Raw genomic sequence first — 16709 nt, forward strand, 5'->3', positions numbered from 1 at the left:
CCGCGGAAGGCGATTCCGCGGCTCTCCCCTTTCGTGACCGCTACTCCCACTCGATCGTGCCGGGCGGCTTGCTGGTCACGTCGACCACCACCCTGTTGACCTCTCGCACCTCGTTGGTGATGCGGGTCGAGATGCGCGACAGCACGTCGTAGGGCACCCGCGCCCAGTCCGCCGTCATCGCGTCCTCCGAGGTCACCGGGCGCAGCACCACCGGGTGACCGTAGGTGCGGCCGTCGCCCTGGACGCCCACCGAGCGGACGTCGGCCAGCAGCACCACGGGGCACTGCCAGATCTCGCGGTCGAGCCCCGCCCTGGACAGCTCCTCACGAGCGATGGCGTCGGCCTCGCGCAGGATGTCGAGGCGGTCCTGGGTGACCGAGCCGATGATGCGGATGCCGAGCCCCGGCCCGGGGAACGGCTGACGCCAGACCATCGCCGCCGGCAGGCCGAGCTCCTCGCCCGCCCTGCGCACCTCGTCCTTGAACAGCGTGCGCAGCGGCTCGACCAGCGAGAACTGCAGGTCCTCCGGCAGGCCGCCGACGTTGTGGTGCGACTTGATGTTGGCGGTGCCCGTGCCGCCGCCCGACTCGACCACGTCGGGGTAGAGGGTGCCCTGGACGAGGAAGTCGACGGGGCCCTCGGACATGATGGCGCGCTGCTCGTCCTCGAAGACGCGGATGAACTCGCGACCGATGATCTTGCGCTTCTCCTCGGGGTCGGTGACCCCGTCGAGCGCCTTGAGGAAGCGGTCGGCGGCGTCGACGACGCGGAGCTTGACCCCCGTGACGGCGACGAAGTCGCGCTCGACCTGCTCCGCCTCGCCCTTGCGCAACAGGCCGTGGTCGACGAAGACGCAGGTCAGCCGGTCGCCGATGGCGCGCTGGACGATCGCGGCGGCCACCGCCGAGTCGACGCCTCCCGACAGCGCGCAGATGGCGCGGCCCTCGGGGCCGATCTGCTGCTGGACGGCGGCCACGGCGTCCTCGACGATGTTGAGCATCGTCCACGAGGGACGGCAGCCCGCCGCGTCGAGGAAGTGCTTCAGCACGGCCTGGCCGTGGTCGGAGTGGAGCACCTCGGGGTGGAACTGCACGCCGTACAGGCCCTTGCCCGGGTGTTCGAAGGCGGCCACGGGCGTCTCGTCGGTGGCGGCGGTGACGGTGAAGCCCTCGGGCGCCGCGGCGACGCTGTCGCCGTGGGACATCCAGACGGTCTGCTTGGCGGGCAGACCCGAGAAGAGCACACCCTCCATGCCGACGCGCAGCTCGGTGCCGCCGTACTCGGCGATGCCGGTGCGGGCCACCTCGCCGCCCAGAGTCTGGGCCATGGCCTGGAAGCCGTAGCAGATGCCGAAGGTCGGCACCCCGGTCTCGAACAGGCCGACAGGAACGGCCGGCGCGCCCTCGGCGTAGACGGAGGAGGGGCCGCCGGACAGGATGATCGCCTTCGGCTTCTTGGCCAGCATCTCCTCGACCGGCATCGTCGAGGGGACGATCTCGGAGTAGACGTGGCACTCGCGCACTCGCCTGGCGATGAGCTGTGCGTATTGCGCACCGAAGTCGACCACGAGCACTGTGTCGAATTCAGACACCGAGAAAACCCCCAAGCAGGTGAATGCGGTGCTCCCAGTGTATCCGGACCGCTAGGGGCGAGGCTCGCCGTCGGGCGGCTCGGGAAGCAGGCCCGCCAGCAGGGCCGTCGTCTGCTCGCGCAGGCAGTCGTCGTAGCCGGGATGGGTGAGGACGAGGAAGTGCTCCTGCCTGATGGCCTCGACGGTGGCGTCGGCCACCTCGGCTGGCTCCATGCCCTTCTCCAGCATCCCGTCGAGCCACTCCTGGGAGGTGAGGTCGTCGCGGGTGCGGGCCACGACCAGGTCGGCAGGCCTGACGCGCTCGGAGCGGCTGATGCCGGTGCGGACCCCTCCCGGGCACAGCGCGGTGACGCGCAGCTTGGAGCCGATCTGCGCCAGGTCGAGGGCGAGGGACTGCGAGGCGGCGAGGGCGGCGTACTTGGTGACCGCGTGACCGCCGGTGTTGGCGCCCGCGAACAGCCCCGCCACCGAGACGGTGTTGACGATGTGCCCCTCGGTGCCCTGCTCGATCATGCGCGGCACGAACTCGCGGATGCCGTGCAGCACGCCCCAGAGGTTGACGCCGAGCAGCCAGGCGACGTCCTCCTCCGTGCGGGTCCAGATCCTGCCGCCCTGGAAGACCCCCGCGTTGTTGCACAGCACGTGCACCGCGCCGAGTTCGCCGAAGGCCCTGTTGGCCAGATGCTGGACGGCGGGCGCGTCGGAGACGTCGGTGATCTGGGTGAGCACCTTGACCCCCGAGATCATCGCGGCCGTCTGGGACAGGCCGCGCGGATCGACGTCGGCGAGCATCAACGACATGCCCTCCGCGGCGAACCGCACCGCCAGCGCCCTGCCGATGCCACTCGCCGCGCCCGTCACCACCGCGATCCTGCCGGAGAGCTCTCGCACCCCGCCCCTCCCTAGCGCTCGCTTGAATCTGACGTTAGCGTGATCCGCGTCGCGTGGAAAGGACACGAATGAGCGCGGTAATCGTTACCGGCGGCGCCTCGGGCATCGGCAGGGCGTGCGCGCTCGCGCTGGCGGAGGCCGGCCGTCCGGTGGCGATCTGGGATCTCGACGGCCCCGCGGCAGGGAAGGTCGCCGACGAGGCGGCCTCCACGGCCCTCGGGCTTCGGGTCGACGTCACCGACTCCTCCGCCTTCGACCAGGCGATCGCGGCCACCCGCGACGCGCTCGGCCCGATCGGCGGGCTCGTCCACGCGGCGGGCGTCGCCCACCCGACGGCCGTGTCCGACCTCACCGAACAGGCGTGGGACTTCGTGCTCGACGTCAACCTGCGCGCCCAGGCGCTGCTGACCAAGGCGCTGCTCCCCCGGCTGCGCGAGGTGGAGGCGGCCGCGATCGTCGGGATCTCCTCGATCGAAGGCCTGGTGGGACAGGCGTTCATCCCCGCCTACTGCGCCTCGAAGGCGGGGCTGCTCGGCCTGACCAGGTCGATGGCGCACGAGCTCGCCCCGATCAGGGTGAACGCGGTCTGCCCCGGATACATCGACACTCCCCTGCTCGCCGGGGCGGCAGGGGGGCTCGTCGAGACGTTCAAGGGCAGGGCCCTGACCAACAGGCTCGGCAGGCCGGAGGAGGTGGCCGCAGCGGTGCGCTTCCTGATGAGCGAGGAGGCCTCCTTCATCACCGGCACCCACCTGGTGGTCGACGGCGGCGCCACCGCCGTCGACCGCTAGCCCAGCGCGCGGGAGAGCAGGCCGAGCGGCGGCGAGCCGAGGTCGAGCATCGCCTGGTGGAAGCGGAGCAGGGAGAATCCCGCTCCCCACTGCGAGCGCGCCTCCTCGCGCAGGTCCTGGATGAGCAGCTTGCCCCAGGTGTAACGGCCGTAGGTGGGGTCGAAGGTGGCCCTGCGCGCCTCGGACAGCGCCGCGGGCCCCGCCAGATGGGTGTCGCTCTCGAAGCGGCGCGCGCCCTCCTCGACCGTCATCTGCCCGGTGTGCACGCCGATCGCGCAGGCCAGCCTGGTGACCCTGATCAGCGCCTCGAGCCACACGCCGATCTCGAAGCGCGGGTCGTGGGCCTCGAAGCCCTCCTCGACGCACAGCTCCTCGCCGTAGTGGGCCCAGCCCTCGACGAACGACATCGACAGCAGCAGCCGCCTGACGTCGGTGCTCACGTGACGCAGCGCGCGGCCGTGGGAGAAGTGCCCGGGAGCCACCTCGTGCACGTTGATGGCGGGCAGCGTGGTGTCGCTGAAGACCTCGAGCCACTCCTCCTGCTCGGGAGCGGGCCAGGAGGAGTCCGGCGGGGTGATGTAGTACCAGGAGGGACCCTCGGGCTCGCCGGGCGCGTTCCACGCCATCATCGCCATGCCCCAGCGCCGCGACTCGGGCGCCAGCCCGACCAGGCACTCGCCGTCGTGGTAGGGCACGAGGTCCTTCTCGCGGGCGAACGCGATGGCCTTCTCCGTGCCGACCCTGGCCGCCTCGATGACGCCGTCGGCGTCGGGGTGGCGCTTGACCAGCTCGCGGGCCACCCCGAGCGGCGGCCTGCGCTCCTCACCCAGCTTCGCGCACGCCTGCGCCAGCAGCGAGTGGAGGCGGTCGCGCTCGGCGTCGGCGCGCTCGGCGAGCCTGCCGAGATCGACGGGCAGCCCCTCCGCGGCGCCCATCAGCCTGGCCAGCGCCTCGCCGCCGAGCGCCGCGTCGGGGTCGCCGACCGCGGCGGCCCGCTCGACGTGCGCGACCAGCCGCGCGTGGCCCGTCAGCGCGTCGTCGTCGGAGACGGCCGCGGCCAGACCCTTCACCGCGCCGAGCAGCGAGGTGGCGACGGGCGCCGCCACGGCGTCGAGCGAGCTGATCGCGTGCTCGACCGCCACGGGCCACCGCGCCAGGTGCGCCGTCCTGGCCGCCTCGCGCTCGGGCGCGGGCGCGTAGTCGCGGTCGTAGCAGGCCAGGTCGAGGTTGGACAGGTGGAAGAGCGGGTTGCGCCTGTGCAGCTGGAGTTCGCCGAACACGACCTTCGCCGCGCCCTCGAAGACCTCCAGGTGAGCGGCGTCGTAGGGGTCGGCGGGCGCGGGGCCCTCGCCGACCCGCGCGAGAGCCGCGGCCACGCCCTCGGGCGAGAGGTCCTGGACGGTGCCGTCGTACTCGTGCCTGCCGCCGCTCTCTCTCGCGTCGGCCTGGTTGAGGTCGAGCACGGCCCGCAGCCTGGCGTCGAGGTCGGTCATGTGGAGTCCCTTTCGATGAGCTGGAGTGTCCAGACGTCTACGTCGCCGCAGGCCATGCCGCGAACGAGCCGGTCGATCAGCGTGGCCATCCTGGCAGGCGCCGCCGACAGATCGGGCCTGACCGTGCTCAGCCTCGGCCGGGTCAGCCGGGCGAGGGGCAGGTCGTCGCAGCCGATCACCGCCACGTCGCCCGGCACGCGCAGCCCCGCGTCGTGGAGAGCGGCCAGCAGCAGCATCGCGTACTCGTCGTTGTAGGCGAACACGCCCTCGCCGCCCTTCAGGCCCGCCACGAAGGCAGCCGCCTCGGCCTCGTCGAAGGCCAGGTCGACCGCCGTGACGGGGACGCCGGCCGACCGCGCTCCGCGTAGCCTGGCCAGCCCCATCTCCCTGAGGCCCTCCTCGCGGGGCACCACCGCCACGACCGGGTCGCGGCCCCGCTCCGCCAGATGCCGTACGGCCAGCGCGCCCACCCCCTCGTGGTCGGTGAGCAGCGAAGGGACGTCGTCCACCGGCGCGTGTCCCATGCCGATGATCGCCTTGACCCCCGCCGACCTGAGCACCTCGATGCCCGCCCTGGTCAGCCTGCTGGCGTCGGCCACCACGGCGGTGGGTCTGAGCTCGGCCCAGGCCTTGGCCGCCGCGACGCCCTTCGTGCGGCGGGCGCCGTACTGGACCATGGTGTAGCCGCGCCCGCCCAGCTCCTTGTCGAGCTCCTCCAGCAGGCCGGTGGCCAGCGGCCCCTGCGGGATGTCCGGCACGGCGACCAGCACCACGCCGCTGCTGCCCGTGCGCAGCGTGCGCGCTCCCGCGTGCGGGACGTACCCGAGCCGTTCGGCCGCGTCGCGGACGCGTGACCTGGTCTCCTCGCTGATCCGGCTGCCCGGCCGGTCGTTGAGCACGTAGGAGACGGTGGCCTGGGAGACGCCCGCCGCTCGGGCGACGTCCATGCTCGTGGCGGGCCTGTTGCCGCTCATCACATCCAGAACATTCCTCTTGTCAGCTGCGGTCACTCGATGCTATCCAGTGCTTATACGTATAACCACCCCCCATCAAGTCAGGAGTCGCCATGGTCCCCACCACTGGCGTCCGCCGGGACGGCATGCCGAAGCTGCTCACCGTCCTCGGCGCGAGCAACGCCGTCATGTACGCGCTCTACATGGGCGTCGGCGGCCTGCTCGTGCAGACTCAGATCGCCGACATCGACCCCGCCAACAAGGTCGCCAACGTGGGCCTGGTCGCCGGGGTCAGCGCCGTCTTCGCGACCGTCTTCAACCCGATCGGCGGCACGCTCTCCGACCGGACCACCCGCTCACGCTGGGGCAGGCGCAACCCCTGGATCCTCGGCGGCGCGATCGCCGCGCTGGCCACGATGCTGCTGATGAGCCAGGTCTCGACCGTCCCGATGATCCTGCTCGGCTGGTCACTGGCGCAGGCCATGATGAACCTCTACCAGGCCGCGCTCACCGCGATCATCCCCGACCGCGTCCCCGAGCAGCGCAGGGGCACCGCCTCCGCCGTCCTCGGCGTCGCCACCTCCGTCGGCATCGTCTTCGGCACCCAGGTCGCCGTCTTCTTCGTCGGCGACGTCTCGCTCGGCTACCTGGTGTACGGCTCGGCGGTCGTGCTCGGCGCCCTCCTGGTGGTCTCCCTCACCCACGACCCCCGCCCCGGCGAGTACGAGGTGGCGGTCAAGCCCAAGCGGTCGATCGCCGACTTCCTGTCCGCGCTGGGGCACCGCGACTTCCTGTGGGTCTTCATCGGGCGCAGCCTGATGGTGCTCGGCTACTTCATGGTCCTGATGTTCATGCTCTTCATCTTCCAGGACCACATCGGCATCCCGAAGGACGAGGCGCCACAGGCCGTCGCCACCGCGACACTGGTCTCGACGATCTGCGCCGTGCTGGCGACCGTGGTGTGCGGTCCGCTGTCGGACCGGCTCGACAGGCGCAAGCTCTTCGTCACCGTCGCGGGCGTCGTCACCGCCGTGTCGATGGCGCTGCCGCTGCTGTGGCCGAGCTGGACCTCGATGCTGATCTACAGCGCCATCCACGGCGCGGCCTTCGGCGCCTACGGGGCCGTGGACATCGCCATCGTGACCCTCGTCCTGCCCAGCAAGGACGACGCCGCCCGCGACATGGGCATCCTCAACATCGCGAACGCGGGGCCACAGATGATCGCCCCGTTCATCGCCTCGGCCATCATCGGGCTCGGCGGGTACTCCTCGCTCTGGCTCGTGGCCATGGTCATCTCACTCATAGGGGCGGTCGCCGTCCTGCCGGTCAAGGGAGTCAGGTAAATGCAGCTGCACACGCGCGAATGGGGCACAGGCGAGCGGGTCGCGGTGCTGATCCACGGCATCATGGCCAGCTCGGAGTGCTGGTGGCGGGTCGGGCCCGCGCTCGCCGAGCGCGGCTACCGGGTGATCGCCGTCGACCTGCCAGGACACGGCGCCTCGCCCAGGGCGGAGAGCTACCCGGTGGAGCTCATGGCCTCGTCGGTGCTCGAATCGGTGCCGTCCGCGCCCGCGCTGGCGATCGGCCACTCCCTCGGCGGCCTGACGCTGGCGGCCGCCGTCGACAGGCTCCTGCCGGACAAGGCCGTCTACTCCGACCCCGCCTTCAGGATGCCCGTGCTGGAGGGCGGCGTGGCGGTGACCGACGGCTTCGCGGCGGCCAAGGACTGGACGGCCGAGCAGATCGCGGCCATGCACCCGGGCTTCTCCGCCGAGGAGGTGGCGGTCGAGGTGGAGATGCTCAAGGGCTGGGACCCGCGGACCGCGCTCGCCCTGGGCAAGGTGGTCGGGATCGACTTCACGCCCGCGCCCGTGGTTCCGTCTCTGGTGCAGATCGCGGACCCGAGCTTCCTCGTCGCGCCCGCCTTCGCCGAGGAGTTGCGGGAGCGGGGCTTCGAGGTGCGGATCGTGAAGGGCGCCGAGCACACCATCCACCGCCACCTGTTCGACGACTTCCTGAGCGGACTCGACGGATATATCTAGACCTATGACGATCCGCATCACCACCCTGGCCGAGCGGCCCGACCTGGCAGATTCCCTGTGGCAGATGCCCCACTCGTGGCCGGAGTTCATGCTCAACGACCCCATCGCCGGGCTCTACTTCAACCGCTCCCTCACCACCGACTTCGCCGAGTACCTGGTGGTGGCGGTGGACGAGGAGGGGGCCCTCGTGGCCAGGGCGTTCTCCATCCCCTTCGAACGGCCCGAAGGAGAGCTGCCCGACGACGGATGGGACGCGGTGGTGCGGTGGGGCGCGGACACCCGCAGGAGGGGCGCCCGCTCCACCGCGATCTCGGCGCTCGACATCACCATCAGGACCGACCTGCTGGGCGGCGGGATGTCGGGCAGGATGCTCGCCGCGATGCGGGACAACGCCGCGAGACTCGGCTTCAGCGAGCTGCTCGCGCCCGTGCGCCCGAATCAGAAGCATCTGGAGCCGCGCGTCCCGATGGCGGAGTACGCCTTCAGGACGCGCGACGACGGCCTGCCGTACGACGCATGGTTGCGGGTGCACGTGCGGGCGGGAGGGAAGATCATCAAGGTGGCGCCGAGGTCGATGGTGGTGCCGGGCACGCTGGCCGAGTGGCGGCAGTGGACCGGCCTGCCCTTCGACGTCTCAGGCCAGGTGGAGGTGCCCGGCGCCCTGGTGGCCGTCCACTGCGACGTCGACCAGGACCACGCCGTCTACGTGGAGCCGAACGTGTGGGTCAGCCACCCTCTGTGATCTGCTCGAGGATCCGCGGGCCGCCTCGCTCGGCAGCGTGAGATCGACGGGGGCCGTGCTACGGCATTCACCGGCTCGCGGGTATTCCGCCGATCACGGTCACGATCAGCCCGCCCTTCATGCGCTCGGCCAGCCTGAGCCCCGCGACCAGAGCGGTGCCCGAGGCGTCGCCCACCGGATGCCCCGTCACCTCGGCGATCGTGCGCGCCGCCGCCCTGCTCTCCTCGTCGGGCACCGGGATCACCCTGTCGACCAGCTCGCCCCTGAAGCCCGGCTCGACCCGCGGCCTGCCGATCCCCTCGATCCGCGAGGGCATCCCCGTCGCGTAGTCGGCGGCGTCGAGGGTCCAGCCGGGGAAGTACGCGGAGTTCTCGGGGTCGGCCACGGCCACCCTGGTGCGCCTGCCGAGCGTGGCCGAGGTGGCGCCGGTGTTCGCGCCGACCACGACCCAGTCGGGCTCGACCTGCGCCAGCAGCTCGTCGGCGAGATCGTGCTCGGCCGCGCGGCCGAACTGGTCGAGGAAGTGCCCCTCGATCTCGCGCGCCGCCTCGTAGATCGCCAGCGGCGGCGTGACGAACCTGCACTCCCCGCCCAGCTCCTCCACCCTGCGCGCCCGCTCCTCACTGCGCTGCCCCGGCATCACCACGACGTACGGCAGGCCGAGCCGCCTGGCGAACCACGCCTGCGCCACCGCGGCGTTGCCTCCTGTCGCCTCGACCACGGTCGTCCCCTCGGTGACCAGCCCTTCGGCGATCGCCTGGCGGAACAGTGCCCTGGCGTGCCTGTGACGCATGGTGCCGGTGGGATGGGCCGACTCGTCCTTCATCAGCACCGTGACGGGCCCGCCCCCGGGGAACTCCACCAGCGGGGTCGGCTCCTCCTGCTCCTCCAGCAGGGCCAGCGCCCATGCCTTCCAGCTCATGACAGCACCTTCAGCCTGAGCGCCCCTGGAGCCGCCTCGGGAACGGCCGGCCGTACCGGCGCGACCGGCGAGAGCGTCACGTACGGCGAGCCGGGGGCGGGCCTGGGGTCGGGCTCGCCCGCGTTCGGCCAGAACGACATCGCCCGCTCGGCCAGCGCGGTGATGGTGAGCGAGGGGTTGACGCCGAGGTTGGCCGAGACCGCCGAGCCGTCCACGACGTGCAGGCCGTCGTAGCCGTACATCCGGTGGTAGGGGTCGATGACGCCGCTGTCAGGGGAGTCGCCGATGGCGCAGCCGCCGAGGAAGTGCGCGGTGGCGGGGGTGTCGAACAGGTCGAGCCACGACCCTCCGGGCACTCCGCCGATCTCCTCGGCCGCGTGCCGTACGGCCTGGTGGCCCGCGGGGATCCAGGTCGGGTTCGTCCCGCCCTCGCTGCGCAGGCCGAGCAGCGATCTCCTGGTGGTGATGGCGTCACCGTTGGCCTGCATGACCAGGGCGATGAGCGTCCGCTCCGACCAGCGGCGCAGGTTCAGCAGGCGCAGCGCGGTCAGCGGGTCGCGGGCCACCTGGCGGGCGAAGCCGCGCAGGCGCGAGCCGTCGCCGTCGACCAGCAGCGTGCGCAGCAGGCCCATGGCGTTGGAGCCGTCGCCGTAGCGGACGGGCTCGATGTGGGTCCGCGCGTCGGGGTGGATCGAGGAGGTGATCGCGACGCCGTGGTTGAGCTTGTCCCCTTCGGCGGAGAGCCGCTCGAAGCCGAGCAGCGCCTCGGAGTTGGTGCGGGTCATCGCGCCCAACCGCGGCGAGAGGCCGGGCAGGGTGGTCGCCTTCAGCCGGTGCAGCAGGCGCTGGGTGCCGTACGTGCCCGCCGCGAAGACCACCTGCCCGGCCCTGAACGTACGGCGCCGCCACGGCGCCCCCGTGCGGTGCGCCGTGACCAGGTAGCCGTCGCCGTCGGGCCTGACCGAGACGACCGTGCACTCGGGATAGACCTTCGCCCCCGCCCGCTCGGCGAGGTGGAGGTAGTTCTTCGTCAGCATGTTCTTGGCGTTGTGGCGGCAGCCCGTCATGCACTCGCCGCACTCGACGCAGCCGTCGCGCAGCGGGCCCGCCCCGCCGAAGTACGGGTCCTCGCCGCCCTTGCCGAAGTAGACGCCGACGGGCGCGGGCCTGAAGGTGCCGGCGACGCCCATGCGCGCGGCGACCTTCTTCATGACCTCGTCCGCCCGGGTCAGCGTCGGGTTCACGACCACGCCGAGCATGCGTCTGGCCTGGTCGTAGTAGGGCGCGAGCTCGGCCTTCCAGTCGGTGATGCGCGCCCACTGCGGATCGAGGAAGAACGGCTCGAGCGGCTCGTAGAGCGTGTTGGCGTAGACGAGCGATCCGCCGCCCACGCCCGCTCCCGCCAGCACCATGACCCTGGTGCCCTTCGGGCCGCCCAGCACGTGGATGCGCTGGATGCCCTTGAGCCCGAGCCACGGCGCCCACAGGAAGTCGCGCGCCCGCCACGACGTCTTCGGCAGCGTCGACTCGTCGAACCTGCGGCCTGCCTCCAGGACGCCGACCCTGTACCCCTTCTCCGCCAGCCGCAGGGCGGAGACGCTTCCGCCGAAGCCCGAGCCGACGACCAGGACGTCGAAGCTCACTTGAGCCGCAGCTTCTTCATCGTCTTGAGCAGCCCCGCCAGCACGTCGGCGTACTTCTCGTACGGCATGCCCATCGGCGGGTCGAAACCCAACCATGACGCCTGGGTGGCGATGTTCTGCACCTCGGTGAACTTGAGCAGGCCCTCGACGCCGTGCCTGCGGCCGAGGCCCGAGGCCTTCATGCCGCCCATGGGCGCGTCGTAGGAGGCGTAGGCCGCGCCGTACCCCTCGTTGATGTTGACGGTGCCCGCCTTGACGCGCGCGGCGAGCGCCCGGCCCCGCGCCGGGTCACCCGTCCACACCGAGGCGTTGAGCCCGTAGATGGTGTCGTTGGCCAGCGCGACGACCTCCTCCTCCGTGGAGTAGGGGTAGAGGCTGACCACGGGGCCGAAGGTCTCGTTGCGGCACAGCGCCATGTCGTCGGTGACGCCGGTCAGCACGGTCGGCTCGTAGAACAGCGGGCCGAGGTCGGGACGGGCCCTGCCGCCCGTCAGCACCTTCGCGCCCTTGTCCACCGCCTCGGTGACGTGCGCGACGACGCCGTCGAGTTGACGCTTCGAGGTCAGCGAGCCCATCTGGACCGACCAGTCGCGCCCGGCGCCGAGCTTCATCGCCTCGACCTGGCGCACCAGGCGGTCGGCGAAGGCGTCGAAGATCGACTCGTGCACGTAGAGCCGTTCGATGGAGATGCACAGCTGGCCCGCGTTGGTGAAGCAGGCGCGGATGGCGCCCTGGGCGGCCACGTCGAGGTCGGCGTCGTCCAGCACGATCATCGGGTTCTTGCCGCCGAGCTCGAGCGAGCAGCCGATGAGCCGCTTGGCCGCCTCCTCTGCGATCTTGCGTCCGGCCTTGGTGGAGCCGGTGAAGGCGACGTAGTCGGCGCCGTCCATGAGCGCGTCGCTGATGTCGGCGGGCTCGCCGAGCACGACCTGCCAGATCTCGCGCGGCATCCCGAGCTCGACCAGCAGGTCGATGGTCCACAGCGTGGACTGGGAGGTCTGGGTGTCGGGCTTGTGGACGACCGCGTTGCCCGCCAGCAGCGCGGGCACGACGTCGCTCACGCCCAGCGAGAGCGGGTAGTTCCACGGCGAGATCAGCGCGACCACGCCCTTGGGGTGGCGCAGCTCGACGACCCTCGTGGCCACGGGGAAGATGCCCTTGCGCGCCTTGGGCGCCAGCAGCCCGGCGGCGCGGCGGGCGTAGTAGAGCGCGCAGCCCGCGACGTCGAGCACTTCCTCGAAGGCGTGCCTGCGGGCCTTGCCCGTCTCGCGCTGGACGATGTCGAGGATCTCCGCGCGCCGGTCGAGGATCGCGTCGTGCAGGCGCAGGAACGGCCTGGCGCGCTCGGCGGCGGGCAGCGCGGCCCACGCCTCCTGCGCGGCGCGCGCCCGCTCGTGCGCAGCGCGCACGTCGTCGGCCGTGGAGACCGGCATCGCGGCCATGGATTCGCCGGTGAAGGGATCGATGATCTCCTGGGTTCTCCCGCTGGAGACGACGTGGCTCAGGCTGTGCGGCATACCTCGAAGAATATTCGGTGGCTCAACCGTTATCGCGGCCCTGGAGAATTCGGTCATGGCGCCCTTCAATCCGCTCAGATCAGGAGACCCCGCACGGCTCGGCGGTTACTCGCTCGTGGGCAGGCTGGGCGAGGGCGGCCAGGGCGTCGTCTACCTCGCCACCGACCCGGCGGGCGCCCACGTGGCGATCAAGTGGCTGCGTCCAGGCGACGCCGTCAGCACCGAGCGGTTCCTTCGCGAGGTCGAGGTGGCCAGGCGGGTGGCCGCCTTCTGCACGGCGCAGGTGCTGGCGACGGGCTCCGAGCTCGACAGGCCCTACATCGTCAGCGAGTACATCGAGGGCCCCACCCTGCAGCGGGTCGTCCAGGAGCAGGGCCCGCGCTCCGGGCCCGCGCTGCACCGCCTGGCCATCGCGACCGCCACCGCCCTGGCCGCGATCCACCAGGCGGGGATCGTGCACCGCGACTTCAAGCCGGCCAACGTGATCATCGCGCCCGACGGCCCCCGAGTGATCGACTTCGGCATCGCCAGGGCGCTGAACGCCACGTCGACGATCACCTCCTCGCCCGTGGGCACGCCGTCGTTCATGGCTCCCGAGCAGTTGCTCGGGCATCAGGTGGGCCCTGCCGCCGACATGTTCACCTGGGCGTGCACGATCGCCTACGCGGCCTCGGGGCGTCCCCCTTTCGGCAGCGACACGATGCCCGCGGTGATCAACAGGGTGCTGAACGCGCCGCCCGACGTCTCGGAGCTCGACGAGCCGCTGCGCGAGGTGGTGCACGCGTGCCTGTCGAAGGATCCCTCGCTGCGTCCCACGGCCGAGCAGGCCATCATGCGGCTGCTGCGGCAGCAGCCCGGCCATCACGGAGCGCCGCAGGGGCCGTTCCATGCCCCCGAGTTCCGCTCCACGATCCACCCGCCGCCGCGGCGGAAGAGGACGGGGCTGGTGGTCGGGCTGTCCGCGGGGGCCGCCGCGCTGCTGGTCGTGGTGGCCGCCGTGGTGGTGCCGTGGGGGCGCCTGGTCGACCTCGCGGCGGACTCGCCGACCGTACGGACCGGTGAGCGCACGCCCTCCCCCACGAAGAGCGCCCGGATCACGCCCAGCCCCACGGCCAGCCCGTCCAGGCAGCGGCTGCTCGGCACGCAGGCCACCGTCTACGAGCGACCTGGCGACCCGATCAGGCTCACCAGCTACGAGGTCTACGACAAGAAGGCCAAGGAGTGGGTGAACTACGCCAGGAAGGGGCTGACCGGAAGCTTCTCCCGCTACGAGGACAACTGGGAGACCCTGCTCTCCCCCGACGGGCGCCTGCTCGCCGAGCGCGGCAAGGACTACACCTCCGACAAGTACGACGCCATCTTCATCACCGACAAGCGGACCGGCAGGAAGACGACCGTCAAGACCGTGAAGGAGCCGCTGATCAGCAGCATCCGGGCGTGGTCGAACGACGGCTCCAAGATCCTGCTCAACATCGAGCGCTCCAAGGGCGACGAGTGGCTCTACCCTGGCTTCGCCATCGTCGACGTGGCCACGGGCAAGCTCGCCATGGCCGACGTCCCTGGCACCACGGAGAACTCCTTCGGCTGGGACGGCCGCGGCGAGGGCGTGGTCAACCAGTACGGCTCGGACCTCAGGTTCTTCGACGCCTCGGGCAGGAGGCTGCGCGACGTGCGCGACATCGGCGACCTGCCGGCCGGGACCCTGGACATCTTCTCCCCCTCGGGCGCGAGCTTCGCCACGGAGTGCCCCGACGGCGAGCTGTGCGTGTGGGACAGCCGCACGGGCGAGCGGCTGCGCATGATCTCCACCTCCTGCGACAAGCTCCTCGGCTGGTACGACGAGACCCACCTCTACTGCTGGGAGCTCGACAACGCCGCCAAGGACAGGATCGAGGTCATCGACTTCACGGGAAAGGAGATCCGCACGCTGGTCGACATCCCCGACGGCGTCGGATACAGCCCGACCTTCACGAGAACCCCGTGAACCGTTCGGAGCGGGCACGCGTGTAGGGAGCATGAAGACGTTGATCCGGACGGCACTGACCGCCGCGGCCCTCGCGACGGCGACCGCCGCCTGCTCCTCATCCGTCACCGCGCCACCGGCGGCCGCTCCGCTCGACCTGAGCGACGTGAAGCTGGTCTCCTACAACGGCTGCGACGACATGCTCTCCGGGTTGCGCGAGAACACCGCCAAGAGCGTCACGGAGTGGGGGCTCGGCGGCCCCCAGATCATGTACATGGAGCGCGCGGACATGGCGGGCAAGGCCGTGCCCGACGCGTCGCGGGACAACGCGGGCGCGGCCGAGCACTCGACGACGAACGTGCACGAGCAGGGCGTCGACGAGCCCGACCTGGTCAAGACCGACGGCAAGAGGGTCATCACGGTCAGCAACGGCAAGCTGCGGGTCATCGACGCCGCGACCAGGAAGGTCACGGGCACGCTCGAACTGGCCAAGGAGAAGTGGGTCGCGGGCGACCTCCTGGTGTCGGGCGACCGGGCGCTGGTGCTGTTCAACGGCGGCGGCATCCCCTTCGGCGCGGTCGCCAAGCGCGCCTTCGCGCCCCAGGGCGGCCCGCAGTACGCGCTCGTGGACCTCTCCGCCGAGCAGCCCAAGCTGCTCGGCACCATCGAGCCGAACGGCATGCACGTGGACGCCCGCCTGGTGGGCTCGACGGTACGGCTGGTCGTGCGCAGCCAGCCCGACATCGTCTTCCCCCAGGCTCGCGAGGACGTGTCGAGCGCCGAGCGGCTGAAGGTCAACCAGGACGTCGTCCGGCGAGCCCCCCTCACCGCGTGGCTGCCGAAGTTCACGATCACCGGCGCGGCGGGCCCGTCCCGCGAGGAAACGGTGCCGTGCGAGCGGGTGAGTCACCCGGAGAACTACACGGGCACGTCGCTGCTGACCGTCCACTCGATCGACCTGACGCAGGACCTGGCTGCCTCGGCGGCCAACCCGATCAGCGTCGCGGCCGACGGCGACACCGTCTACGGCACCGGATCCAGCCTGTACGTGACCAGCAACCCCCGCTGGTGGTTCCCCGTCCCCGTCGACCCCCCGGTGATGGACACCCCCGTGGAGCCCGCGCCCTCGGCGACCGCCTCGGCCCCTCCCGCCTCCACCTCCACCTCCGGCACCTCCGGCACCTCCTCGGGCTCCGGCCTGGCGCCCGCCGAGGAGCCGACCTCGTCCGACCCCTCGCCCGCCGTCCCGCCCACGGAGCCGGTGGCGCCCTCCAGCTCCCCCGTCATCCCGCCGGAGGAGACCGAGGTCCACCGCTTCGACATCAGCCGGCCCGGCGCGCCGAAGTACGTCGCCTCTGGCAAGGTGCCCGGCAGGCTGCTGAACCAGTACTCGATGTCGGAGCACGAGGGCAACCTGCGCATCGCCACCACCCTGGCCGACCAGAAGACCAGCTCGAGCGCCGTCTACGTGCTGCGCGCCGACACCCTGGCCAGGCTCGGCGAGGTCGGCGGCCTCGGCAAGGACGAGCGCATCTACTCCGTCCGCTTCATCGGCCCTGTCGGCTACGTCGTGACCTTCAGGCAGGTGGACCCCCTCTACACCCTCGATCTGCGCGACCCTGCCGCCCCCAAGGTCACGGGCGAGCTCAAGATCACCGGGTACTCGGCCTACCTCCACCCCGCCGGCGACGGCCGTCTCATCGGGCTCGGGCAGGAGGCCAGCGAGAAGGGCAGGACGCTCGGCACCCAGGTCTCGCTGTTCGACGTCAGCGACCCGGCCGCGCCCCGGAGGCTGTCGCAGCTGTTCCAGAAGGACTCGGGCTCCGAGGCCGAATGGGACCCGCACGCGTTCCTGTACTGGCCCAAGACCGGCGCCGCCGTCATCCCGGTGAGCAGCTACCGCGAGAACCAGACCGACTCGGGGGCGATGGTGCTGAAGATCTCCGACACCGAGGTCACCAAGGTCGGCACCATCACGCACCCGAAGATCAAGGAGGGCGACCACAGCTTCCAGCCCGGCATCCAGCGCTCGATGGTGATCGGCGACTCGCTGTGGACGCTCTCGCAGGCGGGCATCAAGGTCAACGACCTGAACACGCTGGACGAGCAGTCCTGGATCCCGCTCAGCTGATCATAACCAGGGGTTATGGCAGCAGGTCTT

At 71.2% G+C, this 16709-nt stretch carries 13 protein-coding genes; 6 read left to right on the plus strand and 7 right to left on the minus strand.

Going from position 1 to position 16709, the window contains the following annotated elements; translation table 11 throughout:
* Nucleotides 1-40: 40 nt before the first annotated feature.
* Nucleotides 41-1591, minus strand: a complete 1551-nt coding sequence (gene guaA, locus ABFX50_RS02355; RefSeq protein WP_379504739.1) for a glutamine-hydrolyzing GMP synthase — start codon at nt 1589-1591, stop codon at nt 41-43.
* 51 nt (nt 1592-1642) lie between these two features.
* A complete protein-coding gene (locus ABFX50_RS02360; RefSeq protein ID WP_346142806.1) occupies nt 1643-2482 on the minus strand; it encodes an SDR family NAD(P)-dependent oxidoreductase in 840 nt (279 codons plus the stop codon).
* Nucleotides 2483-2550: 68 nt separating this feature from the next.
* On the opposite strand from ABFX50_RS02360, the gene ABFX50_RS02365 reads away from it, so the two are divergent.
* Nucleotides 2551-3273, plus strand: a complete 723-nt coding sequence (locus tag ABFX50_RS02365) for an SDR family NAD(P)-dependent oxidoreductase (protein ID WP_346142808.1) — start codon at nt 2551-2553, stop codon at nt 3271-3273.
* Here the strand turns inward: ABFX50_RS02365 and ABFX50_RS02370 are convergent.
* Nucleotides 3270-4766: a DUF885 family protein gene (locus tag ABFX50_RS02370; RefSeq protein WP_346142810.1), complete on the minus strand. Its 1497-nt coding sequence runs from the start codon at nt 4764-4766 to the stop codon at nt 3270-3272. The two genes, ABFX50_RS02365 and ABFX50_RS02370, sit on opposite strands and share 4 nt — an antisense overlap.
* Nucleotides 4763-5740: a LacI family DNA-binding transcriptional regulator gene (locus tag ABFX50_RS02375; RefSeq protein ID WP_346142811.1), complete on the minus strand. Its 978-nt coding sequence runs from the start codon at nt 5738-5740 to the stop codon at nt 4763-4765. The genes ABFX50_RS02370 and ABFX50_RS02375 overlap by 4 nt, the downstream gene beginning before the upstream one ends.
* Before the next feature lie 92 nt (nt 5741-5832).
* Here ABFX50_RS02375 and ABFX50_RS02380 point away from each other — a divergent pair, with 92 nt between their 5' ends.
* The 3 genes from ABFX50_RS02380 to ABFX50_RS02390 are packed head-to-tail and all read left to right on the plus strand — an operon-like array spanning nt 5833 to nt 8503.
* Nucleotides 5833-7062 carry an MFS transporter gene (locus ABFX50_RS02380; RefSeq protein ID WP_346142812.1) on the plus strand — a complete coding sequence of 410 codons (1230 nt, stop codon included), beginning with the start codon at nt 5833-5835 and terminating at the stop codon, nt 7060-7062.
* Complete coding sequence (locus tag ABFX50_RS02385) at nt 7063-7761, plus strand: alpha/beta fold hydrolase (protein ID WP_346142814.1); 699 nt, start codon at nt 7063-7065, stop codon at nt 7759-7761.
* A gap of 4 nt (nt 7762-7765) precedes the next feature.
* Nucleotides 7766-8503, plus strand: a complete 738-nt coding sequence (locus ABFX50_RS02390) for an N-acetyltransferase (RefSeq protein WP_346142816.1) — start codon at nt 7766-7768, stop codon at nt 8501-8503.
* 67 nt (nt 8504-8570) lie between these two features.
* Here ABFX50_RS02390 and ABFX50_RS02395 read toward each other — a convergent pair whose 3' ends face one another.
* From ABFX50_RS02395 to ABFX50_RS02405, 3 genes are read right to left on the minus strand one after another with little or no spacing between them, the layout of a single operon-like run.
* Nucleotides 8571-9425, minus strand: coding sequence for a PLP-dependent cysteine synthase family protein (locus ABFX50_RS02395; RefSeq protein WP_346142818.1), 855 nt, complete (start codon nt 9423-9425; stop codon nt 8571-8573).
* Nucleotides 9422-11068 (minus strand): FAD-dependent oxidoreductase, encoded by a 1647-nt coding sequence (locus ABFX50_RS02400; protein WP_346142820.1) that lies wholly within the window; start codon nt 11066-11068, stop codon nt 9422-9424. Before ABFX50_RS02400 ends, ABFX50_RS02395 begins: the two co-directional genes overlap by 4 nt.
* The gene (locus ABFX50_RS02405; RefSeq protein WP_346142822.1) at nt 11065-12585 is read right to left on the minus strand and encodes a succinic semialdehyde dehydrogenase; all 1521 of its coding nucleotides are present in this window, start codon (nt 12583-12585) and stop codon (nt 11065-11067) included. Before ABFX50_RS02405 ends, ABFX50_RS02400 begins: the two co-directional genes overlap by 4 nt.
* 55 nt (nt 12586-12640) lie before the next feature.
* Here ABFX50_RS02405 and ABFX50_RS02410 point away from each other — a divergent pair, with 55 nt between their 5' ends.
* A complete protein-coding gene (locus ABFX50_RS02410; RefSeq protein WP_346142823.1) occupies nt 12641-14569 on the plus strand; it encodes a protein kinase domain-containing protein in 1929 nt (642 codons plus the stop codon).
* Nucleotides 14570-14600: 31 nt separating this feature from the next.
* A complete protein-coding gene (locus ABFX50_RS02415) occupies nt 14601-16679 on the plus strand; it encodes a beta-propeller domain-containing protein (RefSeq protein ID WP_346142825.1) in 2079 nt (692 codons plus the stop codon).
* Nucleotides 16680-16709 lie beyond the last annotated feature (30 nt).

The organism is Nonomuraea recticatena, from assembly GCF_039533245.1.
Lineage (GTDB): Bacteria > Actinomycetota > Actinomycetes > Streptosporangiales > Streptosporangiaceae > Nonomuraea > Nonomuraea roseola.